Source organism: Rhizobacter sp., from assembly GCA_019635355.1.
In the GTDB taxonomy this organism is placed as follows: Bacteria; Pseudomonadota; Gammaproteobacteria; order Burkholderiales; family Burkholderiaceae_C; genus Rhizobacter.
Genome location: JAHBZQ010000001.1, coordinates 4,796,121 through 4,818,978 on the forward strand (window position 1 = coordinate 4,796,121; position 22,858 = coordinate 4,818,978).

The window sequence follows — 22,858 nt, forward strand, 5'->3', positions numbered from 1 at the left end:
CCGATGATACAGGTTGCCACGCCACACTGACTGCACTGGAACTTGCCAGTGCAACCGAAGAAAGGAATCAACATGCCCCGCGTTCCCCTGCTCGATGCCCACACCGCCTCGCCCGACAGCAAGGCCCTGCTCAGCCAGATTCACGGTGCCTTCGGCGCCACGCCCAACATGTTCAAGGCCGTGGCGAACTCGCCGGCCGCGCTGAAGAGCATGTGGGGCTCGTTCGCCGCCTTTGGCCAAGGGGTGCTCGAGCCGAAGCTCACCGAGAAGATCGCCGTCGCGGTGGCCGAGCGCAACGCCTGCGAGTACTGCCTGGCCGCGCACATGGCGCTGGGCCGCAAGGCCGGCGCGAGCGCCGGCGAGATGGCCGCGGCGCAGATGGGCGAGGCGAGCGATGCCCGCACCGCTGCGGCGCTGCGCTTCGCGCTGCGGCTCGTCGATCAGCGTGGGCAGGTGGGCGATGGCGACGTGCAGGCCCTGCGCGCGGCCGGCTTCAACGATGCCGAGATCGTGGAGGTCCTCGCGCACGTGGCGCTCAACCTCTTCACGAACTACGTGAACGTGGCCTTCGCGGTGCCGGTGGACTTTCCGGCGGTGCCGCTGCGCCGCGCGGCGTGACGCCGGCGCTGGGCACGGGCTGGCGCTCCACGCGCCAGTGCGGGCGCCGCGCCCGCAGCGTGTAGCGGCTGCGGTACTCCGACAGCGACATGCCCGTCTCGCGCAGGAAGAGCCGCCGGAACGAAGCGGTGTCGCTGTAGCCGCAGGCTTCGGCGATGCCGTGCACGCCGTGCAGCGTCACCTCGAGCAGCATCTTGGCGCGCTCGATGCGCAGGTGGTGCAGGTAGTCGAGCGGTGTCATGCCCGTCACCTGGCGGAAGTGGCGCAGCAGGGTGCGCTCGCTCGCGGCGGCTGCGGCGGCCACGGGTGCCAGGCGATAGGGCTTGTCGACGTTGGCCTGCAGCCATTGCATCGCGCGGTAGACAGGGCTGTCGGAGGTCTTGGTGATCCACTGGCTCGCCACGAGCGTGGGCGTGAGCTGCTGGCGCAGCGGCTGGTGCAGCAGCACCTGCGACGAGGCCTGGGCGAGGTCGGGGTCGTGCAGGTGGCCGAGCACGCGCAGCATGAACTCGGTCATCGAGGCCGGGGCCACGCAGGTGAACACACGCCCGGCGGTGCCCATGCTGTCGTCGGCGCTGAAGTCGCAGCGTGGGTAGCGGCGCCCCATCCAGCTCTGGTAGACCCACGGCGCGGCCACACGGTGGCCGTCGAGCAGGCCCAGCTCGGCGGGCACCACGATGCCGCCACCACAGGCGGCCACCCAGCCGCCCGCCTGCGCGTGGCGCTCGACGAGGCGCAGCGCGGTGGTGGCACGTGCGACCGTCTCGCCGAGATGCGGCGCGTTGTCGGCGGCCAGGGCCGGGATGAGCAGCAGGCTCTGCGCCGGTGGGCGCCGTGGTACGCGGCGACCCTCGGGCTTCGTGCCGCGGGGTGGCGAAAACGGCGACGGCATCGCGCGGCCACCGGCCGAGACGATCTGCCAGCTCAGCTCGCGCGGCGACCCGGGCCGCTGCAGTGCCGCCACCTGCGCGGCCACGCGCAGCACGTCGAGCGCGGCGAAGAGGGTGCCGGGCAGTGCCTGCGGCAGCCACAGCAGGCGCACATGCAACGGGGTGCGCCGGCTGGTCTCGGCGGTGGTGTCTTCGGCGACGCATGAAAGGCGCATGGCGAAATCGGCAACTCAAATGGCGGAATCGGCTCGCCCCATTTTCCGCCCGCGCGCCTAGACTTTTTTCACGTTCATTTCCTGGCGCACGCCATGCCTCTCATGCTTCGACACCTTCGCCTTCTCTCCTTGTGCGCGAGCCTTGCCGCGTCGTTCGCCGCCATGGCCGCACCCGATGCCCGGCTCCTGGCCGCCAGCCAGAAGGCCGAGCCCGAGGTGATCGAGACCCTGCGCGAGCTGGTGCACATCGAGTCGGGCACGGCCAACGTGGAAGGCATTGCGAAGATCGCCGAGTACTGCGAAGGCCGCCTGAAGGCGCTCGGCGCGAAGACCGAGCGCATCAAGGCCACCAAGGGCCACGGCAGCATCGTGAAGGGAAGCTTCAGCGGCACCGGCATGCAGCGCATCCTGCTGATCGCGCACATGGACACGGTGTACGGCCCCAACACGCTCGCCACCCAGCCCTACAAGCGCGACGGCAACAAGCTCTATGGCCCCGGCATCGCCGACGACAAGGGCGGCATCGCCGTCATCCTGCATTCGCTCAAGCTGCTCAACGATGCCGGCTGGAAGAACTACGCGCAGCTCACCGTGCTCTTCAATCCTGATGAAGAAGGCGGCTCGGGCGGATCGAGCGAACTGATCGCCACGCTTGGCAGCGAGCACGATGCGGTGCTGTCGTTCGAGCCGACCGCGGCCAAGGCGGTGGCCAAGACCGAAGGGGTGCTGCTGGGCACCTCGGGCATCGCGTTTGCGACGATGGAGGTGCAGGGCCGCTCATCGCATGCCGGCGCCGCGCCCGACGCCGGCCGCAACGCGCTGGTGGAACTCTCGCACCAGATCGTGCAGACGAAAGACGTGGCCAAGGGCATCCCCGGCACGCAGCTCAACTGGACGCTCGCCTCGGCCGGCTCGGTGGGCAACCAGATCCCCGAGAAGGCGAGCGCACATGGCGATGTGCGCCTGCAGGTGAGCGATGGCGCCGAGAAGCTGCGCGCCGCGCTGCAGGAGAAGGTCGATGCCAACCGCCTCGTGCCCGACACCACCACCACCATCAAGATGCAGGTGAACCGCCCTGCGTTCAACGCAGGCGAGCGGGGCCGTGCGCTGGCGCAGCATGCGCAGAAGATCTATGCCGAACTCGACGGCCGGCCGCTGTCGCTGATCCCGATGACGGGCGGCGGCACGGACGCGGCGTTTGCCGCGCGCTCCGGCAAGGCCGTGGTGCTCGAGAGCCTGGGCCTCGCCGGCTTCGGCTATCACGCACGCGACGAGTACATCGAGATCGACTCGATCGTGCCGCGCCTGTACCTCGCCTCGCGCCTGATGGTGGACCTGGGCGCGGGCGTGGCGAAGTGAGGTAACCCGGCTCTACTTGCGCGGGCTTTTCGGTTCGCTCTTGCTCGGGCCGAACAGCTCGTCGAACAGATCGTCGGGCACGGTGTTGGGGTTGTCGTCGATCTCCACGCCTGCGAGCAGGTCGTAGGTCGAGCGGCGCCAGCCCCCGGGCACTTCGTCGGGGGCGTCGGTGTGTTCGGGCTTGGGTGAGGGTGGCAGGTTCGGGTCGACCCACTCGCCCAACGGCGCGTGGTCAGAGATTCGCCAGACCAGGCGCTTCGTCTTGGTCGGGGCCTTGTGGCGGGCCATTCGCATTCCTCCGGTACGGCTTGGATGAAAGGAATTGCGCGCGAGCGCAAGGGGACGAATCTACCGAGAGCCGGAGGCGAGCACCAGCGAATGCCCGGAGTACCGGAGCCTCACGGAAGGTCTGGCCGCGAGGTGATCTTTCACACTGTTACTTCGCCTTCGGCGCAGGGGCTTTCAGGCCCGCGCAGGCATCGCGCCGCGGCTTGTCGGGCATCGTGCGGCCACGCTCCTTGGCCCGATCGGCCATCTGCCCGTGGTGCTGCTCCATGTAGACGCGGCACTGCTCGTAGTCGCTGAACGAGAGCATCTTGTCGCGGTGCTGCTGTTGCTCTTCGCGCGACATCATTCCCCAGCCGGGCGTGAAGTCGCGGCCCCAGCGCGCGCGGGGGCCCATGCCACCGCGCATGCCTTCGCGCGGGCCCATGCAGTTGGCGGCGCCCGGGCCGCTGGCGGCAGAAGCGGCGACACACGGACGGCCCGCCCCGGGCCCCGGCTGCGCCATGACGGCAGACGACGAAACGATCAGGCCGGCGAGCCCGATGAGAAGTGGGAGGGTGCGCATGGTGTGGTCCTCGGCTGAGTCGATGCCACCACCTTAGGCGCTGCGAACGCAGCAGACCTTGCGCGAAATCAGAGTTGGTCCCGCCGACAGGAATCGAACCTGTATTTGCCGCTTAGGAGGCGGCCGTTCTATCCATTGAACTACGGCGAGAGCGGCTGGATTATGGCCCCCCAGTCGCTGCGCTCCTGCCCCCGAGGGGCGCCGCCTGGCGGACCGGCAGAGCCGGATCCGCGGGCGTGGCTCTGTCACGCTTCGCTGCGCTCGCTGGGGTGCGCGCACTTGCACGAGCGAAGCGCAGTGCCCATCGAGCCACGCCCCGGGGAACCGGCTTTGCCGGGCCCCTGGGGTGGCGCCCCTTGGGGGCAGGAGCGAAGCGACTGGGGGGCCGTCATTCCCAGCGCCAGGTGCCGATGAGGTCGATGGAGCGGTCGAGGCCGGATTGCAGGCGCATCACGAACCGCTGCGCGATGCGGTAGGTGACCTGGAAGCTGCCGGCGCTGGTGGCGAGGTTCTGCTCGTAGGCCACGTACACGCGCTTCGACAACTGCTTGCCCACCGACACGACCGTCTCGCGGCTGTCGCCTTCGGTCTGGCGCAGGCCGACGTCGTCGATGCCGAAGGCCTTGGTGATGGCGCCGGGGCCGCCATCGCCTTCGCCGGCGAGCAGGGCGAAGGCGGCGCGTTGCACAAGGGCGGTGTCGGTCTTGCCGAGGCCGTCGCTCGCGCGGCCAAGCATGAGCCACGAGAGTTTCTCGTTGTTGGTCATGTCGGGGTTGGAGAAGAGCTTCACGCGCAGGTTCTGCAGCGGGCCGGTGACCTGCACGCCCACGCGCACGTCGAGGTTGGGGCGGGTGGCCTCGATGTCGAGCCGCATGTCGCTTGGGGCGCCGTTGAAGACGATGTCGCCGCGGTCGATCTCGAGCTTCTGGCCGTAGTTGGCGAAGGTGCCGTCGACTGCGCTCACGCGGCCGACCAGCGCCCACTTGCCGGCCGGGCGCGACACGCGCAACTCGCCGCGCAGCCGGGTGTCGATGCCCAGGCCACGCATGCGCAGCTTGTCGCCAAGGTTGACGAGCAGGTCGAGCGAGATGCGGTTGCCGCTGGGCGCGTTTGGCGTGGTCGGTGCGGCTTCGCGCGGGTCGTTGGCGCGGCCGGTCACGATCACGTCGTCGCCGAGGCCGGGCGAGCTCAGGCGGGTGAAGTCGATGAGGCCTTCGTCGACGGTGAAGCGGCCGTCGCCCTTCACCGACTCGCCGTCGATGGCGACGTTGGCCTCGCCGCTCGTGACGACCTTCAAGTCGACGCGCCCGAGCAGCTGGAACTTGTCGGCCACGAGCTTCAGGCGCGAGCGCCAGGTGTCTTCGAGCCTGGCGTCGCCCTCGATGCGCACGCTGCCGTTGCCGCCGCGGGCGCTGAATTTGTTGATGCGGGCGGTGTTGCCGTCGAGCGAGATGTCGACTTCGCCGTCGGTGACGTTGACGCCTTCGACCATGTTGCGCACGCCGATGCCGGTGCCGATCATCTTGCCGGTGTATTCGGGTGCGTTGAGATGCCCGCCGATGCTGGCGCTGACGTTGAGTCGCCCGTCGAGCCGCCAGCCGGCCGGCACCCAGGGGCCCCAGGTGCCGAGGTTGGCCACCTGCGCTTCGAGCACGCCCTGGATGGGCGCATCGGGCGGCGGCGTGGCCACTTGCGGCGAGGTGCGGATGACCACGGCGCCGCCGAGCACGCCGAGCTGCTCGCCCGCCAGGCCGGCGGTGAGGTTCCACACGCCGTCTTTCGCGTCGAGGCCGATGCGCAGGTCGGTCAGGCCGAGCGCCTGCGTGCCGCTTTCTTCGGTGACGGTGAGGTCGCCCTTGATGCGCTCGAAGACGATGTCGGCGCTAAAACGGTCGGTCTGCTTGACGTAGACATGGCCGCCCACCATCAGGTCACCGCCCCAGCCGAAGTTGGGGTGCACGCGCTTGAGCAGCGGGGCCACCGCCAGCGGCTCGAGTTCGGCCTGCATGTCGAGCTGCTGGCCGACGAGGCCGCGGCCGGCTTCCCAGTCGAGGCGGCTCCACTTGAGGGCGGCGCCGAGGATGTCGGCGCGGCCGGCGCCCACGGTGGCGTGCAGCGGCGGGCCGCCTTGCAGCTCGAGCGTGATGTCGCGTGTGACGAGCAGCGGCGCCGCACCGGCCTGCGTGGTGCGCAGCTCGAAGCGCTGCAGCAGGCCCTTCCACGACCACGGCGGCGTGGTGTCGCCCGGCTGGCGGGTGTGCCACACGGCGCCGGCCAGGCTGCCCTGTGCCGCGGCGCTGACGAGCGTGCGCACGGGGGCACGCTGGTCGGCGGGCACGGGGCTGCGCCCGCCTTGCAGCGTCTCGGCCCACACCGGAGGGGCTACGCGCAGCTGGCTGGCGAGCGTGAACTGGTGGTTGCGCCCGCTGCCGCTGAGCTTGAGCCGGGTGTCGTCGATCTTGCGGTCGGACCAAGCGGCCTGGCCGATGTCGACCTGCACGTCGAGCGGGGCGTCGAGGTCGCTGCTGGCCTGCCAGCGGGCCTGGCCCTGGCCCACCGTCCAGGCGCCAGCTTTCACGCCCTCGAGCGCGGCCTGGCCCTGGGTGCTGAGGTCGGGCCAGCGGCCACGCACCTGCGCGTCGGCGGTCAGCGAGCCGGCGAGGGTGTCGGCCACCTGCGAGGCCTGCTCGCTCGGCATCAGGGCGCGCAGCAGCGGGGCGAGGCGGGCGAGGGCAGGCGCGCGGGCCTGGAGCGACCAGCGGTCTTGCTGGCCGCGGGCGTCGGTGGCGAGCTGGCCGTCGACTTCGACATGGTTGCCGCCAACGTCGAGCTTGCCCTGGGCCTGCATGGCGTCGCGGCCGGTGTGGCGCCACTGCAGCTGGCCAGCCAGCGGCACGTTGGCCACGCTGCTGTCGGCGAGCGTGACACGCGCTTCGCCGCGCAGCCCGGCCAGGCGCTCCATCAGCACGCGCTTGTCGGCGGGGCTGCTCGTGCGCACGCTGTCGGCGATGGTGAGCTGGGTGTCGCCTTGCAGGTTGAAGCGGTGCGTGCCGGCGCGCCAGCCGCCGCGCGGGCCGGCGGGGAACCAGGGCTTGGGGTCGAAGTCGACGAGCGCGGCGCGGGCCTGGAGCTGCCACGCGTCACCGCTGCGCTCGGCGGTGCCCTTGAGTTCGGCGCTGGCGCCGTCGGCGCGGGCCCGCAGCTCGCGCAGCTCGATGCGCTCTTCGGAGCCGGTGGCGTCGAGCTTGAGCTGCACCGGGCGTGGTGGGTCGACGAGTTGGCCGCTGAGGTCGGCCAGCGCGGTGAAGCGCGGCGGGGCGGGCGCGCCGGTGGGCGTGCGCGGGGCGAGGGTGCCCGACAGCTTGACGGGGCCGCTCAGGGTCATCGCCATCAGGCGGTTGTCGAGCGCGCTTGGCTGCACTTTCGTGAGCGTGGCGTCGACGGCGAAGTCGCGCCCCTTCCAGCTCGCGGTGCCCTGCAGCGTGCCGGCGGCGCGCTGCTCGTCGAAGAGCTTGGCCTCGAAGCGCTGCAGGCTCAGCTCATCGGCCTGGTCGCTGCGCCAGCGGGCGTCGGCCACGAGGCTGCGCACGGGCAGCTGTTGCCGGTCCCAGCGGCCGGGTTGGGTGTTTTCCAGGTTGGCCGCGAGCGCGAGCGTGTTGGCTGGACCGCCGCTTTCGGGCGTGATGCGCAGCGTGCCGTTGAGCGCGGTGAGCGGCGCTTGCGGCAGCAGCGCCGAGAGGTCGAGGCCCTGGGTCTGGGCGTCGAGCCGCGTGAGTGCCCAGCGGGCTTCGGGCTCCACCTGTGCACTCGCATCGAGCGACTGGCCTTGTGCGCGCAGCTTCGCACGCAGCTCGAACTTCGCGAGTGGCCCGGTCGACTGCGCTTCGGCCTGCCAGTCGGTGCGCAGGGCCTTGGCCCAGGCAGGCAGCGCGGCCTGGCCTTGTGCGCTCTGGGTGGCTTGGAGGGCGACGTCCATCGCCATCGGGCCCAGCGTGTCGATGCGCGCGTGGCCGGTGAGGTGCAGCGGGTCGAGGCGGGCACTCAGCTTCTCGAAGCGGTGGGCGCGGCCCCGGTCGTGGCCCAAATGCACGCTGCCGCGCACGTCGCGCAACGGGTGGCCGCTGCCGAGGCCTGGCACCTGCAGCTCGCCGGCCTGCACGTCGTCGATCTGCAGCTCGACCGGCAGGTGCAGGTTGCGCGGCAGCGTGAAGGGCGTGCTCTCGCCGCTCGACTCCACCGTGACGATCACCCGCTCGGCCACGAGCGAGGCCACGTGGATGCGGGCCCACACGCCTTGCGCGTAGGGGTAGTCGAGGCGCAGCGTGCGCCACGCCGGCCGGTCGACGACGACACGCGTGTGGCCCACGGTGACGACGACCTGCTGCGCCTTGAAGTCGCCGCGCAGGCTGCCTTCGGGTTCCGTCACCTGCACCTGCACGCCGACGAGCGCCAGCCGCGCCAGCAGCCACTGGCTGCCGCCGGTCGTGCCGGTGGCCCAGTAGAGGCTCGACACGAGGCCTGCGAGCAGCGCGCACAGGGCGAACACGATGGCGAGGCTCCACCACAGGCGGCGCCAGCTGCGCGGTTTGGCCGCGCGCGGTGGCGGTGCGGTGGGGGTTTCGTTCGTGTCCATCAGACCACCATCAGAACGCAATGCCCACGCTGAAATGCAAGCGACCCTTGCGCACTTCTTCACCGTAGGCCCAGTCGATGCGCAAGGGGCCCACGGGGCTGCGCCAGCGCACGCCCAGGCCGTAGCCGAGGGCGGGCTCGTAGTCGGACCACTGGTTCACCGCATTGCCGGCGTCGATGAAGACCGCCCACCACAGCGCCGGCCGATTCACCGAGAAGGGGCGTGCGATCTCGAAGCTGGCGGTGAGCAGTTGGCGGCCGCTCGTGAGCACACCGTTGACCACCGGGCCGAGGTCGCGGTAGCCGTAGCCGCGCACCGACTCGTCGCCACCGGCGCGGAAGAGCAGGGTGTCGGGGATGCCTACGGCCGCTTTCGCGAACACCTCGGCCACTTCGAGGCGGGTCTGCGTGTACCACGACCACGGCAGTGGCCAGTAAAGCGTGTTGCGGGTGTAGATGCGGGCGAAGGGGCCGTCCTGCTGGCTCTCGGACAACGCATACCCAGCACCGCCCTGGATCACGGTGGTGAGGCCGCGGGTCGGCAGGATGATGTCGTCGACGTCGCGCCAGGTCCAGTGGTAGTTGCCGGACAGCGCGCGGCTCGTGAATTCGCCGAGGCCGTTGGTCACGGTCGCGTTGAGCAGCTCCGCGAAGATGAGCCGCTCGATGCGCTCGGTGTAGAGCGTGCGGCCCACGCGTGTCTTCCAGGAGAAGGTGGTGTCGTTGTCGGTGTCGAGGCGGCTCACGCCACCGGCCAGCAGCTTGCGGTACTGCGCGTCGCCGGGGTCGCTGAGCAGCTCGCCTTCCCAGGTGCGCTGGGTGCGGCCGAGTTCGAACTTGTTGCGCATCTGCACCTGGAAGCCGAAGGGCCGCAGGTGGCGATGTTCGAGCGTCAGGCGCTCGCGGGTGTTGTCGGAAAAGCCGATGCCGGCCACGGCCTGCTGCAGCGATTGTTCGGTCACGCGCACCATCACTGGCACGGCCTTGGCGTGCGCTTCGTCGGGCTCGATGCTCACCGCCACGCTGTTGAAGAGGTTGAGCTTGAGCAGCCGCTCCTGGTAGTCGTACAGGCGCTTTTCGCTGTAGGGCGTGCCGGGGCCGAAGTCGGCCACGTGGCGGATGCCTTCTTCGTTGTAGCGCTTGAGGCCTTCGATGTGCAGATCGCCCAGGATGAAGAGCGGGCCGCTCTGCAGCTCGACGGCGAGCGTGGCTTCGTTGGCCTTGGCGTCGATGTGGGCGGTGGTCTCGCCCGCCTTGGCGGCGGCGTAGCCCTCGGCGCGCAATTGCGCCAGGGTGCCGTTCTTGGCGCTGTTCCAGGCCGACTGGCTGAAGGGTTTGCCTTCGTCGAGCGGCCAACGCTTGCGCAGGCGCTCGATCAATTCGAGAGCGTCCTTGTCGCCGGCGTCGATGCGGGCCTTCAACTCTCCCGTCACGGTCAGCTCCCAGGCGCCAATGACCGTGCGCGGGCCGGGGCCGACGTTGAGGGTGATGAGCGGCGTCTCATCCGGCGGGTCGACGCGCGTGACGGCGATGGTCGCGTTGAAGTAGCCCTCGGTCTCGAGCAGGCTGCGCGCCTGCGAGGGCGAAGCCGCGGTCAGGCGCACGAGTTCGGCGTTGGTGATGCCTTCGGCCTGCGGCGCATTCTGGAAGCGTGCGAGGTCGAGGTAGGTCAGCAGCAGCTGGCGCAGGTTGGGCGGGGCCTGCACCTCGACGCGGTAGGCCACGGTGGCCGGGGCCGAGGCGGCGCTGGCGGCCGGCGCCGCCGGCTCGGCAGCTTGCGCTTGCGGGGTGTTTTCGGGGGGCGGCGTGGGGCCGTCCTGGGCCAGGTTCGCGCAGCCCCAGAGGCCTGCCGCCATCAGCAAGCCCAGGCCCAGGCGGGCCAGCGAACGAAGGGTCATGTGCGCTGCGTCGACGGGCCCGGGGTCACTTGCTCAAGAGACGCATCGCCCCTTCGAGCCCCTGCAGGGTCAGCGGGAACATGCGGTTGTTCATCAGCTGCTGGATCACCGAGATGCTCTGGCGGTAGCTCCACACGCCTTGCGGCTCGGGGTTGATCCAGGCGAACTTGGGAAAGGCGTTGGTGAGCCGCTGCAGCCATTCGGCACCCGGCTCCTCGTTGTTGTATTCGACGCTGCCGCCGGGCTGCAGGATCTCGTAGGGGCTCATGGTCGCGTCGCCCACGAAGATCAGCTTGTAGTCCTTGTTGTACTTGCGGATCACGTCCCAGGTGGAGAACTTCTCGCTGTAGCGGCGGCGGTTGTTCTTCCACATGAAGTCGTAGACGCAGTTGTGGAAGTAATAGAACTCGAGGTGCTTGAACTCGCTCTTGGTGGCTGAGAACAGCTCTTCGACGCGGTGGATGTGCTCGTCCATCGTGCCGCCCACGTCCATCAGCAGCAGCACCTTCACCTTGTTGTGCCGCTCGGGGATCATCTTGATGTCGAGCATGCCGGCATTGGCCGCGGTGCTGTGGATGGTGTCGTCAAGGTCGAGCTCGAGCTCGTTGCCCTCGCGCGCGAAGCGGCGCAGGCGGCGCAGCGCGACCTTGATGTTGCGCGTGCCGAGTTCGAGCGTGTCGTCGTAGTCCTTGAACTGGCGCTGGTCCCAGACCTTCACCGCGCTCTTGTTGCGGCTCTTGTCCTGCCCGATGCGGATGCCCTGCGGGTTGTAGCCGTAGGCGCCGAAGGGCGAGGTGCCGCCGGTGCCGATCATCTTGTTGCCGCCTTCGTGGCGTTCTTTCTGTTCCTCGAAGCGCTTCTTGAGCGTTTCCATGAGTTCGTCCCACCCCATCTTCTCGATGGCGGCCTTGTCTTCGGGGCTGAGCTCGAGCTCCATCTTCTTGCGCAGCCAGTCGAGGGGGATGTCCTGGCTGAAGTCGGCCAGCAGCTCCACGCCCTTGAAGTAGGCGGCGAAGGCGCGGTCGAACTTGTCGTACTGGGCTTCGTCCTTCACCAGCGTGGCGCGCGACAGGTGGTAGAACTTGTCGACCGTCGGCCCGGTGTCGTCATCGATCACACCGGCCTTGATGGCTTCGAGCAGCGTCAGGTACTCGGGCACGGTGACCTTCAGCTTGGCGGCGCGCAGGGTGTAGAAGAAGTCGATCAGCATGGCGGCATTCTCAGGGCAAGTGGCCGACGGCGGGCGCAAACCCACCTTACCGGTTTGGAACGCCCAATGCTATAAGGATCGCCGCCCGCCGGCTGTCCCCGACGCTTCATGCCCACCTTGTCCGCTACCGAGATCGCCTTTCTGATGGTGGCGTGCCAGCAGGCCGTGCTGGCGCTTGGCTGGGCGATCGGCGCCGCCGTGGTGCCGATCGACCGCCGCTCGGCCCTGCAGTGGGCGTGTTACGCCCTGTTGACGGGCGCTTCGGTGGTGATCTTCATCGGCGCCAGCCAGACCCGGAGCGAAGAGCTGCGGGCGGTGGCCAACGTTTGCGTGGCCGCCGGCATCCTGCTCATGGAGCGCGGCGTGCGCCAGTTCACCGGGCGACCAGCACCGTGGTGGATCTACGCCTTGCTGATCGCCGGGGTGGCGGCGCTGTCGTGGCTGGGCCTGACGCCGCGCTACGGGGCGCTGCGGGTGGCCGCCGTGTCGGGCCTGGTGGCCCTGCTGTGTGGGCTGACCGCCTGGAACATCTACGTCTACGCCCGCCGTGACCTCGGGCTCAGCTTCGGCCACTGGCTGGCGCTGCCGCTGCTGCTGGGGGCCATGGTGTTCGCCAACCGCAGCGCACGGGCCGTGGTGTCGCCATACACGGTGGCGGCCGAGATGGCCGGCAACAGCTCGCTCAACATCGGCTCGGCCGTGATCTTCCTCGTCACGGCCTTGGTGTTCCATCTTGCCCTGGTGGCGCTGGTGGGCGTGCGGGTGACGGCCGAGCTGCGCCGGCTCTCGCGGCTCGACGGCCTCACCGAAGTCTTCAACCGCCGCGCCATCGAGGAGCAGCTGCACGACGAGGCCCGGCGCACGGGCCGCAGCCCGCGCCCGTTTTCGGTGCTCATGATCGACGCCGACTACTTCAAGGACATCAACGACCGCTTCGGCCACGCCGCTGGAGACGACGCCCTGCGGCACCTGGCCCGGATCATGAAGGCGCAGATGCGCGACGTGGACCGCATCGGCCGCTTCGGCGGGGAGGAGTTCGTGGTGCTGCTGCCCGGCACCGCCTCGACCGAGGCGCTCAACGCCGCGGAGCGGCTGCGCGACGCGCTGCTGCGCCGCCCCTGGGCCTGGCAGGGCGAGAGCATGAGCCTCACGGTGAGCATCGGCGTGGCGGCCTGGCGCGGGCCGCAGGACGAGGTGACTGCGCTGCTCAAACGGGCCGATGCGGCGCTCTACCGCGCCAAGGCGCTGGGCCGCGACCGCTTCGAACTCGGCACCTGAGGCGGGGCTTTCGCGAAATCAATCACGGAGTTCCGACCAGGTGCGCATGACAGCGCCGGGGTGATTTCGCATCATCCCCACCATCATGGTCGTGCTGTGCTCCCGACTCCTCACGATGCTGGCGCTCACCGCCTGCGGGTCGGCGTGGGCTGCGCCGGACTGTCCCGTCACCCCCTTCGGCGAGGCCTCGCCGGTGCAGTTCGAAGCCGGCCTGTCCGGCCGCTGCCAGGCCGAAAGCACGCGCTGGAAGGTCGAAGCGCCCCGGGCCAAGCCGTCCGACGTCGGCCCGAGCGTGATGAAAGCCGAGTTCACCTCGCTGACCGGCGTGCGTGTCTCTTCCTTGTTGGCGGCGTTCCGCCTGGATTGGTCGGGCCTGCGCGGCAGCGAAGCGGCGGGCAACCCCAAGGCCGAGCGGGCGGCCTTCGCGGTGGGCGGGCTGCTGCGCCTGCACGAGCAGCTTGCCGTGCAGACGAGCGTGGGCCTCGAGAACACCGGCGTGCAGCGCAGCCGCGCCACCATCAGCAGCGTGTGGCAGCCGAGCAAGCTGGGCGTGCTCTTCGCCGAGTGGGCGGGGTCAGAACTGGGCACCGAAGCGCACCGGGTCGGTGGCCGCTGGTGGATCGTGCCGCGTCGCTTGTCGATCGACCTTGGCGCACGCCGCCTGCCCGACGTGCCGGGCTGGGTCGACCCGCGGGTGGGGCTCTCGCTCAGCCTGCCGTTGTAGCGTTCAGCGTGGCTTGTCGAGTTGGAAGCGCAGGTGCGCTTTCACCGCTGGCCATTCGCTGGCGACGATGCTGTAGACGCAGGTGTCGCGCAGCGCGCCATTGGGCGTGCGCTGGTGGCTGCGCAGGATGCCGTCGAGCTTGGCGCCCAGGCGCTCGATCGCGCGGCGGCTTTGCTGGTTGAAGAAGTGCGTGCGGAACTCGACCGCGATGCAATCGAGCTGCTCGAAGGCATGCGTGAGCAGCATCAGCTTGCACTCGGTGTTGAGCGGGCCGCGCTGGGCGCTCTTGGCCGTCCAGGTGGAGCCGATCTCGACGCGCTGGTGCACCGCGTCGATGTTCATGTAGGTGGTCATGCCGACCAGGCGCCCCGAGGCATCGCGGACGGCGAAGGGCAGCATCGAGCCTTTTTCCTGCAGGCCGATACGGCGCTCGATCTCGGCACGCATGCGGCCCGGCTCCGGGATGTTCGTGTACCAGAGCTGCCAGAGTTCACCATCTTTCACGGCCTCGATCGCCTCGGCCTCGTGGGCCAGCGACAGCGGCTCCAGCGTGGCGTGCTGGCCTTTCAGCGTGACCGGGGTGGCAAATGTCATCAGCGGTTGTGTCGCTGCATGAAGACGAGCTTCTCGAAGAGCGACACGTCCTGCTCGTTCTTCAAGAGCGCGCCCACCAGCGGCGGCACCGAGACCTTTTCGTCCTTGCTCTGCAGCACTTCGAGCGGGATGTCTTCGGCCACCAGCAGCTTCAGCCAATCCAGCAACTCGGAAGTCGACGGTTTCTTCTTCAGGCCGGGCAGGTTGCGCACGTCGTAGAAGTTCTTGAGGGCCGCGGCCAGCAGCTCCTTGCGCAGCTTGGGGAAGTGCACGTCGACGATCTTGCCCATCGTGGCCGCGTCGGGAAACTTGATGTAGTGGAAGAAGCAGCGGCGCAGGAAGGCGTCGGGCAGCTCCTTCTCGTTGTTGGAGGTGATGAACACCAGCGGGCGGTGCTTGGCCTTGATGAGTTCGCGCGTCTCGTAGACGTAGAACTCCATGCGGTCGATCTCGCGCAGCAGGTCGTTCGGGAATTCGATGTCGGCCTTGTCGATCTCGTCGATCAGCAGCACGACCGGCTGGTCGGCGGTGAAGGCCTGCCAGAGCACGCCCTTGACGATGTAGTTCTGGATGTCCTTGACCTTCTCGTCACCCAGCTGCGAGTCGCGCAGGCGGCTCACTGCGTCGTACTCGTACAGGCCCTGCTGCGCCTTGGTGGTGCTCTTGATGTGCCACTGCAGCAACGGCATGTTGAGCGACTGCGCCACCTCTTCGGCCAGCATCGTCTTGCCGGTGCCGGGCTCGCCCTTGATGAGCAAAGGCCGCTTGAGGGTGGCCGCTGCGTTGACGGCCAGCATCAGGTCGTCGGTGGCGACGTAGTTCTCGGAACCTTGGAATTTCATGGGGCGCAGCCGGTAAAAAAGGGGTGACGGACCAGTATATAAGCCGCCTTTGGCGTGCCGCTGTCTACCACATGACACCCGCCGGCCGCTTGCGCTGAGGCAGAAGCACCGTGGCGCCTCCCTATAATCCGCGGTCACCTTGAAGACCCTCAGCCACGCCGAACCATGAAGAAACTGCTTTCCTCGATCGTTGCCCTGGCCGCTTTCACCGCCGCTGGCGCCCAGGCGCAAGACGTCAAGGCCAGCCCCGAAGCGGGCCAGAAGAAGGCCGCCATGTGCATCGGCTGCCACAACATCCCGGGTTACCAGGCCAGCTTCCCGGAGATCCACAAGGTGCCGATGATCTCGGGCCAGGGTGCCAAGTACATCGCTTCCGCGCTGAATGCCTACAAGAAGGGCGAGCGCAAGCACCCGACCATGCGCTCCATCGCCGGCAGCCTGACCGACCAGGACATCGCCGACCTGTCGGCCTTCTACGAACAGCAAGGCAAGACCGCCCCGGCGGCAGCCGACACCAAGGCCCTGCCGCAGCCCAGCCCCGAAGTGGCCAAGCTGCTGACCCAAGGCAACTGCAACAGCTGCCACGGCGCCAACTACAGCACCCCGATCGACGGCACGTACCCCAAGATCGCCGGCCAGCATGCCGACTACCTCTTCGTGGCCCTGAAGGCCTACAAGACCGCCAACAACCCGAACGTGGGCCGTGGCAACGCCATCATGGCCGGCATGGCCGCGCCCTTCACCCCGGCGCAGCTGAAGCAGATCGCGCAGTACCTGTCCACGCTGCCGACCGACCTGCACACGGTGCCGCAGTCGCGCTTCCGCTGAAGCGGACTTCCGTCACAGAAAACGCCGCTGGGAACAGCGGCGTTTTTCTTTTCCGGGGTGTGTGTCGCAACGGCGGTCAAGTTTTGGCGGGCGCCGCCGATAGCAACGGACAGCCGGCTCGCTCGCTGCCCCATGCTGAAGAAAATTCCAATCGAACAGCTCCGCCTTGGCATGCACCTCCACGCGCTGGAAGGCTCGTGGCTGGACCATCCCTTCTGGAAGACGAAGTTCGTGCTGCGGGAGCAGGGCGATCTCGACAAGCTCGTCGCCTCGGGCGTGCAGGCGTGCTGGATCGACAGCAGCAAAGGGCGCGACGTCGAGCCCGAGGTGGCCCGGGCGGCGCCCGCGCCCGCCCCGGCCGCGCAAGCCCCAGCGGCCAAGCCGGCCGCCCCGGCCGTGCTCACCCAGGCCACCAGCCTGTCGCACGAGGTCAAGCGGGCGGCCGTGCTGGTCGCGAAATCCAAGCAGGCGGTGACGGCGCTCTTCAACGACGCCCGGCTCGGCAATGCCGTCGACGCCGAGCGCTGCCTGCCGCTGGTCGACGAGATCGCCAGTTCCGTCTACCGCAACCCGAGCGCGATGATCAGCCTCGCGCGCCTCAAGACACACGACGACTACTCGTACATGCACTCGGTGGCGGTGTGCGCGCTGATGGTGTCGCTGGCTCGCCAGCTCGGCATGGACGACGGGGCCACGCGCGATGCGGGCCTCGCCGGCCTGCTGCACGACATGGGCAAGGCGGTGATGCCCACCGACGTGCTCAACAAGCCCGGCAAGCTCACCGACGACGAATTCAAGATCATGAAGGCCCACCCTCTGCGCGGCTACGAGATGCTGCGCGAAGGCGGCACCGCCACCGAAGGGGCGCTCGACGTCTGCCTGCACCACCACGAGAAGATCGACGGCAGCGGCTACCCGCACGGCCTGCGCGGCGAGCAGATCTCGCTGCTCGCCAAGATGGGCGCGGTGTGCGACGTGTATGACGCCATCACCTCCAACCGCCCCTACAAGAACGGCTGGGACCCGGCCGAGTCCATCCGCAAGATGGCCGAATGGCGCGGCGGGCATTTCGACGACACCGTGTTCCAGGCCTTCGTGCGCAGCCTGGGCATCTACCCGGTGGGCTCGCTGGTGCGCATGCAGTCCGGGCGGCTGGCGGTGGTGTGCGAGCAGAACCCCGAATCGCTCGTGTCGCCCAAGGTGAAGGTCTTCTTCTCGACACGCTCGCAGCTGCACATTCCGCCCGAGCTGCTCGACCTCTCGAGCAGCGCCTGCAGCGACCGCATCGCGGCGCGCGAGTCGAATGCGCAGTGGAAATTCACCCACCTCGACGAGCTCTGGGCCGGCCCCGAAAGCCTCAAGCGACACGGCGTGACGGCCTGACCCTTCGCCGGCGTCGCGCCGCCAAAGCCTCCTAAACTCGCCGCTTCCTCTTGCACGTGGGAGCGCGAATGAAACGCAGCCTGTTGACGCTTTGCTTGCTGGTGGCCGCCACCGCCACATCGGCGCAGACCCTGCGCTGGGCATCACAAGGTGATGCGCAGACCATGGACCCGTATTCGCAGAACGAGCTGCTCACCAACGCGATGAACGGCCAGGTCTACGAGATGCTGGTCAACCGCGACAAGAAAATGGCGCTCGAGCCGGTGCTCGCCACCGAGTGGACGCAGGTGAGCCCGCTGCAGTGGCGCTTCAAGCTGCGGCCCAACGTCAAGTTCCACGACGGCACGCCCTTCACCGCCGACGACGTGGTGTTCTCGGTGCTGCGCGGGCGCGAGGCCAGCTCCGACATCAGCGCCTATGCCAACGCGGTGGGCGTGCCGAAGAAGATCGACAACCTCACCGTCGAGTTCAACCTGGCGACGGTGAACCCGATCTTCCTGCAGCACATCAGCCTCCTGCCCATCATGAGCAAGGTGTGGGCCGAGAAGCACAAGGCCACCAAGCCGATCGACTTCAAGAACAAGGAAGAGGGCTATGCCTCCTTCCACACCAACGGCACCGGCCCGTTCATGCTCGTCTCGCGCCAGCCCGACGTGAAGACCGTCTACAAGCGCAACCCCAACTGGTGGGGCAAGTTCGACGGCAACGTGCAGGAGGTGGTCTACACCCCGATCAAGAGCGATGCCACGCGTGTGGCCGCACTCATCTCGGGTGAGATCGACTTCGTGCTCGACCCCGCGCCGCAAGACCTGCCGCGCCTGCGCAACACGGCCGGCGTGAAGGTGGTCGACGGCCCCGAGAACCGCATCGTCTTCATCGGCATGGACCAGCACCGCGACGAGCTGCTCTACAGCAGCGTGAAGGGCAAGAACCCGTTCAAGGACGTGCGTGTGCGCAAGGCGCTTTACCAGGCCATCGACATCGAGACCATCAAGACCAAGCTGATGCGGGGTCAGTCGGTGCCCACCGGCGCCATCACCCCCTCGCCGCTCGGCACCTACAACGACCCGGCGCTCGAGAAGCGCCTGCCCTACGACCTGGACGGCGCGAAGAAGCTGATGGCCGACGCCGGCTACCCGCAAGGCTTCGAGGTCACGCTCGACTGCCCCAACAACCGCTACATCAACGACGAAGAGATCTGCCAGACGCTCGCCTCGATGTGGGCGCGGCTCGGTGTGAAGGTGCGCGTCAACGCGATGCCGCGCGTCACCTACTTCCCCAAGATCCAGAAGCTCGACACCTCGATGTACATGCTGGGCTGGGGCGGCGCCATCACCGACGCCGAGACCACCTTCACGCCCGTGCTGCGCGCCCGGGGCGAAGGCGGTGTGGGCGCCTGGAACTTCGGCAACGCCAAAGACGCGAAGCTCGAAGAGCTGGCCGCCGCCTCCAGCAAGGAAGCCGACCCGAAGAAGCGCGAGCAGCTGGTGAAGGCCGCACTCGCCCGCCACAACGAACTCGTGCTCAACATCCCGCTGCACCGCCAGGTGATCCCGTGGGCGGCGCGTGCCAACGTAGAGGCGGTGCACCGCCCCGACAACTGGCTGGAGTGGCGCTGGATCACGGTGAAGTGACCTCGCCTGCGCTGACCCGGCGCCGGCTCTGCCAGGCGCTGGCGAGCGCCGGTGTGCTCACCGCGCGGCCCGGCCGGGCCGAAGCGCCCCGCGAGCTGCTGGTGCCCAACGTCACCGGGCTCTACACGGTGAAGGTGGCGCGCATCGAAGTGCCGCGCAGCGCGGCTGAGATCTCGGGCCTGCTGCGAGCCTGGCCCGGCCAGGTGTCGATCGGCGGCGGGCGCTACAGCATGGGCGGCCAGGTCGCGATCGCCGGCGGCCTGCACCTCGACCTGCGCCAGATGAACCAACTCGTCTGGCTCGATCCCGACAAACGACGGGCGCGTGTGCAGGCCGGCATGCGCTGGCGTGACCTGCAGGACCTGATCGACCCGCTGGGCCTTGCGGTGAAGACCATGCAGAGCTACGCCAACTTCACGGTGGGTGGGGCGGTGTCGGTGAACGCACACGGCCGCTACGTGGGCCACGGCGGTGTCGGCCACTCGGTGCGGGCCTTGCAGCTGGTGTTGGCCGACGGCAGCCTCGTCGAGGCCACCCGGGAGCAGCACGCTGAACTCTTCCGTGCGGCGATCGGCGGCTATGGGGTGGTGGGGGCGATCACCGAAGTCGAACTCGATCTCGTGCCCAACGGGCGCATCAAGCGCGTGGTGCAGAAGGTGCCGCTCGAGGCCTACCCCGAGTTCTTTCAACACGCGGTCGCGGGTGACGCGACCAGCGTGATGCACAACGCCGACCTGATGCCGCCCCACTTCGACCTGCCGGTGGCCGTGACCTGGCGCGAGACCGACGAGCCGCTCACCGAAGCCGCGCGCCTCGTGCCCCGCGGCCAGCGTTACGCGCTGGAGCAGAACGTCGTGTGGGCGCTGACCGAGCTGCCCGGCGGCGCCAAGGTGCGCCAATCCATCCTGCACCCGCTGTTGACGGCGAGCCCCGCGGTGAAGTGGCGCAACCACGAGGCCAGCCTCGACGTGGCCGAACTCGAGCCGCGCACGCGCAGCCTCTCGACCTACGTGCTGCAGGAGTACTTCGTCCCGCCCCGCCACTTCGTGGCCTTCGCGCGCAGCATGGCGCAGGTGCTGCAACGGCACGACGTGATGGCGCTCAACATCTCGGTGCGCCACTCGCCCGCCGATGCGCTCTCGCTGCTGCCCTGGGCGCGCGAAGAGGTGTTCTCCTTCGTGCTCTATTACAAGCAGCGCACCCATGCCACCGCGCAAGAGGCCGTGGGCCGCTGGACGCGCGAGCTGATCGACCTCGCGCTCGCCCACGATGGCCGCTACTACCTGCCCTACCAGCTGCATGCGAGCCAGGCGCAGTTCGACCGCGCCTACCCCGAGGCGGCGCAACTGCGTGCGCTCAAGCGCCGTGTCGACCCGGCCGGCAAGCTCAGCAATGCGATGTGGGCCCGCTATCTCTAGCCTCACCCCCAACCCGACACGACCGTGAGCCTCGACCTCATCACCGACCCCGGCTTCTACCTGGTCGCGATCCCGGCGGTGCTGCTCACGGGCCTGGCCAAGAGCGGCTTCCTGAGCGGCTTCGGTGCGCTGGCCGTGCCGCTCATGGCGCTCTCGGTGCCTGTGCCGCAGGCGGCGGCCATCATGCTGCCCTTGCTGCTGGTGATGGACGCGACCGGCCTGCAGCAGCTGTGGCGCCAGCAAGACCGCGCGCTGCTGCGGCTGCTGCTGCCCGCGGGCCTGATCGGCATTGGCGTGGGCACCGCGCTCTTCGGCGTGCTCTCGGGCAAGACGGTGTCGGCGGTGGTGGGCGCGCTGACGCTGCTCTTCCTGGCGCAGCGGCTCTTCTTCCCACCCAAGGCCGAAGCGGCGGTGCCGTCGAAGCCCTTGGGCTTCCTGCTCGGCATGGCCTCGGGCTTCACGAGCTTCGTCTCCCACGCAGGCGGCCCGCCGATCAGCGCTTACGTGCTGCCCCTGCGGCTGCCGCCGATCACGATGGCGGCCACGGTGGCCGTCTTCTTCGCGGTGGTGAACCTGACGAAGTGCGTGCCGTATGCGTGGCTGGGCCTCTTCGACACGCGCAACCTCGCGACTTCGCTGGTGCTGATGCCGCTCGCCCCCCTCGGCGTGTGGCTGGGCGTGGCGCTCACGCGGCGCATCGACCCGGCGTGGTTTTACCGGCTGGCCTACACCGGCATGTTCCTCGCGGGCGCGAAGCTGCTGTACGACGGTTTGCGCTGAGCGGCCTCAGCGCGTTGCGCGCCGGCGCACGCAGTCGATGTAGGCATGCCCGTCGGGCGGCCGGCCGCTGCGCTGCGACTCCCACATCATCTTGCCCAGGCATTCCATCACCTCGTGCTGCGCGTCGTGCGCCGAGCCGAGCCTGGCAGCGAGCAGCTCGTAGGCCTGCTTGATGCCGTGCGGCTGGTCGATGCTCACCTGCTCGCTGATCGACAGGTGCATCGACAGGTGCAGGAAGGGGTTGGTGCGGCCGCTCTCCACCGCGTAGTTGCGGGCCACCGCTTCTTCCACGTTGTCGAGTTCGGCGTGGTACTCGGGGTGCTGGGCTATCCAGTCGGCCGCCACCGTTTCCATCGGGGTCAGGGGGAGCTGCTCGCGCCGCTTGCGAAAGGCTTCGCAGAAGAAGCGGCGCACGTCGTGTTGAGAGGGCGCAAACATGCGGGGGATTGTCACGCGTCCCCTGCAATCGGGTATTCGCACGATCGTGCACTTTCAGGGAAAATGGTGGGCTTCGCTCTCCCGCCTTCCCTCAAAACACAAGGAACCCCCATGCCCACCCGCCAATTCCTCATGACCGCCGAAAACATCATGGGCGCCGGCTGCCTGCCCGACGCGATGAGCCTCGTGCAATCGCGCGGCTACAAGCACGCGCTGATCGTCACCGACGCGCCGCTCACCGCCCTCGGCGTCACCGAGAAGGTGGCCTCGCTGCTGCGCGAGCGGGGCGTGGCGGTGACGGTGTTCGACGGCGTGCAGCCCAACCCGACGGTGTCGAACGTGAACGCGGGCCTCGCCGCGCAGCAGCAGGCCGGGGCCGACTGCATCATCTCGCTCGGCGGCGGCTCGCCGCACGACTGCGCGAAGGTGATCGCCGTGCTGGCCACCAACGGCGGCGAGGTGATGGACTACCGCGGCGCCGACAAGGTGAAGAAGGCGCCGCTCGCGCTGATCGCGATCAACACCACCGCCGGCACCGCCAGCGAGATCACGCGCTTCGCGGTGATCACCGAAGAGACCAAGCATCTCAAGATGAACATCGTCGACCGCCAGCTTGCCCCGCTGATCTCGGTCAACGACCCCGAGCTGATGCGCGGCATGCCGCCCTCGCTGACGGCCGCCACTGGCATGGACGCGCTGACGCACGCCGTCGAAGCCTATGTGTCGAAGCTCGCCACGCCGGTGACCGATGCCTGCGCGCTGCACGCCATCAAGCTGATCGGCCAGTACCTGCCGCGTGCAGTGTCGAATGGCAAGGAAGACATCGAAGCCCGCGAGAACATGACCGCGGCGCAGTTCCTCGCCGGCATGGCCTTCAACAACGCCTTCCTCGGCTACGTGCACGCGATGGCGCACCAGCTGGGTGGCCAGTACAACCTGCCGCACGGTGTGTGCAACGCGCTGCTGCTGCCGCACGTGGAAGCCGCCAACGTGAGCGCCTGCGCGCCGCGCCTGGCCGAGGTAGGCCGCGCACTTGGGGTCAACACCATCGACATGAGCGTCGAGGCCGCCGCCCATGCGGCGGTGAAGGCGATGCACGATCTGGCGCGTGCGGTTGGCATTCCGGCCAAGCTGTCGGAGCTGGGCGTGAAGCGCGAAGACTTTGCGCTGATGGCTGTGAACGCGATGAAGGACGGCTCGGGCGCGACCAACCCGCGCAAGTTCACGCAGCCCGAAATCGAAGCGATCTTCGAAGCAGCCTATTGAG

General features: G+C 68.7%; 19 protein-coding genes and 1 tRNA gene. 10 read left to right on the plus strand and 10 right to left on the minus strand.

The window, feature by feature from the left end; genetic code table 11:
- Positions 1-72 precede the first annotated feature (72 nt).
- Positions 73-618 carry a carboxymuconolactone decarboxylase family protein gene (locus KF892_22280; protein ID MBX3627753.1) on the plus strand — a complete coding sequence of 182 codons (546 nt, stop codon included), beginning with the start codon at positions 73-75 and terminating at the stop codon, positions 616-618.
- Here the strand turns inward: KF892_22280 and KF892_22285 are convergent.
- A complete protein-coding gene (locus tag KF892_22285; protein MBX3627754.1) occupies positions 545-1,723 on the minus strand; it encodes a helix-turn-helix domain-containing protein in 1,179 nt (392 codons plus the stop codon). The genes KF892_22280 and KF892_22285 overlap by 74 nt on opposite strands.
- Before the next feature lie 93 nt (positions 1,724-1,816).
- Here KF892_22285 and KF892_22290 point away from each other — a divergent pair, with 93 nt between their 5' ends.
- Positions 1,817-3,082, plus strand: coding sequence for a M20/M25/M40 family metallo-hydrolase (locus tag KF892_22290; protein MBX3627755.1), 1,266 nt, complete (start codon positions 1,817-1,819; stop codon positions 3,080-3,082).
- A gap of 12 nt (positions 3,083-3,094) precedes the next feature.
- Here the strand turns inward: KF892_22290 and KF892_22295 are convergent, their stop codons facing one another.
- The 6 genes from KF892_22295 to KF892_22320 form a co-directional block, all read right to left on the minus strand.
- Complete coding sequence (locus tag KF892_22295; GenBank protein ID MBX3627756.1) at positions 3,095-3,370, minus strand: hypothetical protein; 276 nt, start codon at positions 3,368-3,370, stop codon at positions 3,095-3,097.
- A 148-nt stretch (positions 3,371-3,518) separates the two neighbouring features.
- Positions 3,519-3,932: a hypothetical protein gene (locus KF892_22300; GenBank protein MBX3627757.1), complete on the minus strand. Its 414-nt coding sequence runs from the start codon at positions 3,930-3,932 to the stop codon at positions 3,519-3,521.
- Between the two features lie 75 nt (positions 3,933-4,007).
- A tRNA-Arg gene (locus KF892_22305) sits at positions 4,008-4,082 on the minus strand.
- Positions 4,083-4,320: 238 nt separating this feature from the next.
- Positions 4,321-8,565, minus strand: a complete 4,245-nt coding sequence (locus KF892_22310) for a translocation/assembly module TamB domain-containing protein (protein MBX3627758.1) — start codon at positions 8,563-8,565, stop codon at positions 4,321-4,323.
- A gap of 10 nt (positions 8,566-8,575) precedes the next feature.
- The gene (locus tag KF892_22315) at positions 8,576-10,462 is read right to left on the minus strand and encodes a BamA/TamA family outer membrane protein (protein MBX3627759.1); all 1,887 of its coding nucleotides are present in this window, start codon (positions 10,460-10,462) and stop codon (positions 8,576-8,578) included.
- Positions 10,463-10,487: 25 nt separating this feature from the next.
- Complete coding sequence (locus KF892_22320) at positions 10,488-11,672, minus strand: VWA domain-containing protein (GenBank protein MBX3627760.1); 1,185 nt, start codon at positions 11,670-11,672, stop codon at positions 10,488-10,490.
- A 108-nt stretch (positions 11,673-11,780) separates the two neighbouring features.
- On the opposite strand from KF892_22320, the gene KF892_22325 reads away from it, so the two are divergent.
- Together KF892_22325 and KF892_22330 are read left to right on the plus strand one after the other, a co-directional pair.
- Positions 11,781-12,950: a diguanylate cyclase gene (locus KF892_22325; GenBank protein ID MBX3627761.1), complete on the plus strand. Its 1,170-nt coding sequence runs from the start codon at positions 11,781-11,783 to the stop codon at positions 12,948-12,950.
- Positions 12,951-13,035: 85 nt separating this feature from the next.
- Positions 13,036-13,674, plus strand: a complete 639-nt coding sequence (locus tag KF892_22330; protein MBX3627762.1) for a hypothetical protein — start codon at positions 13,036-13,038, stop codon at positions 13,672-13,674.
- A gap of 3 nt (positions 13,675-13,677) precedes the next feature.
- Here KF892_22330 and KF892_22335 read toward each other — a convergent pair whose 3' ends face one another.
- Complete coding sequence (locus tag KF892_22335; protein MBX3627763.1) at positions 13,678-14,268, minus strand: GNAT family N-acetyltransferase; 591 nt, start codon at positions 14,266-14,268, stop codon at positions 13,678-13,680.
- Positions 14,268-15,110: a MoxR family ATPase gene (locus tag KF892_22340; GenBank protein ID MBX3627764.1), complete on the minus strand. Its 843-nt coding sequence runs from the start codon at positions 15,108-15,110 to the stop codon at positions 14,268-14,270. Before KF892_22340 ends, KF892_22335 begins: the two co-directional genes overlap by 1 nt.
- Positions 15,111-15,275: 165 nt before the next feature.
- On the opposite strand from KF892_22340, the gene KF892_22345 reads away from it, so the two are divergent.
- From KF892_22345 to KF892_22365, 5 genes are all read left to right on the plus strand, one after another.
- Positions 15,276-15,938, plus strand: a complete 663-nt coding sequence (locus KF892_22345; GenBank protein ID MBX3627765.1) for a cytochrome c4 — start codon at positions 15,276-15,278, stop codon at positions 15,936-15,938.
- Positions 15,939-16,070: 132 nt separating this feature from the next.
- Positions 16,071-17,321, plus strand: coding sequence for an HD-GYP domain-containing protein (locus KF892_22350; GenBank protein MBX3627766.1), 1,251 nt, complete (start codon positions 16,071-16,073; stop codon positions 17,319-17,321).
- A gap of 68 nt (positions 17,322-17,389) precedes the next feature.
- Entirely contained in the window at positions 17,390-18,955 is a 1,566-nt protein-coding gene (locus tag KF892_22355; protein MBX3627767.1) for an ABC transporter substrate-binding protein, read from the plus strand.
- Between the two features lie 11 nt (positions 18,956-18,966).
- Positions 18,967-20,373, plus strand: a complete 1,407-nt coding sequence (locus KF892_22360) for an FAD-binding oxidoreductase (protein MBX3627768.1) — start codon at positions 18,967-18,969, stop codon at positions 20,371-20,373.
- Positions 20,374-20,397: 24 nt separating this feature from the next.
- Positions 20,398-21,153, plus strand: coding sequence for a sulfite exporter TauE/SafE family protein (locus KF892_22365; GenBank protein ID MBX3627769.1), 756 nt, complete (start codon positions 20,398-20,400; stop codon positions 21,151-21,153).
- A gap of 6 nt (positions 21,154-21,159) precedes the next feature.
- Here KF892_22365 and KF892_22370 read toward each other — a convergent pair whose 3' ends face one another.
- Positions 21,160-21,591 (minus strand): DUF1841 family protein, encoded by a 432-nt coding sequence (locus KF892_22370; protein ID MBX3627770.1) that lies wholly within the window; start codon positions 21,589-21,591, stop codon positions 21,160-21,162.
- A gap of 111 nt (positions 21,592-21,702) precedes the next feature.
- On the opposite strand from KF892_22370, the gene KF892_22375 reads away from it, so the two are divergent.
- Positions 21,703-22,857, plus strand: coding sequence for an iron-containing alcohol dehydrogenase (locus KF892_22375; protein ID MBX3627771.1), 1,155 nt, complete (start codon positions 21,703-21,705; stop codon positions 22,855-22,857).
- Position 22,858 lies beyond the last annotated feature (1 nt).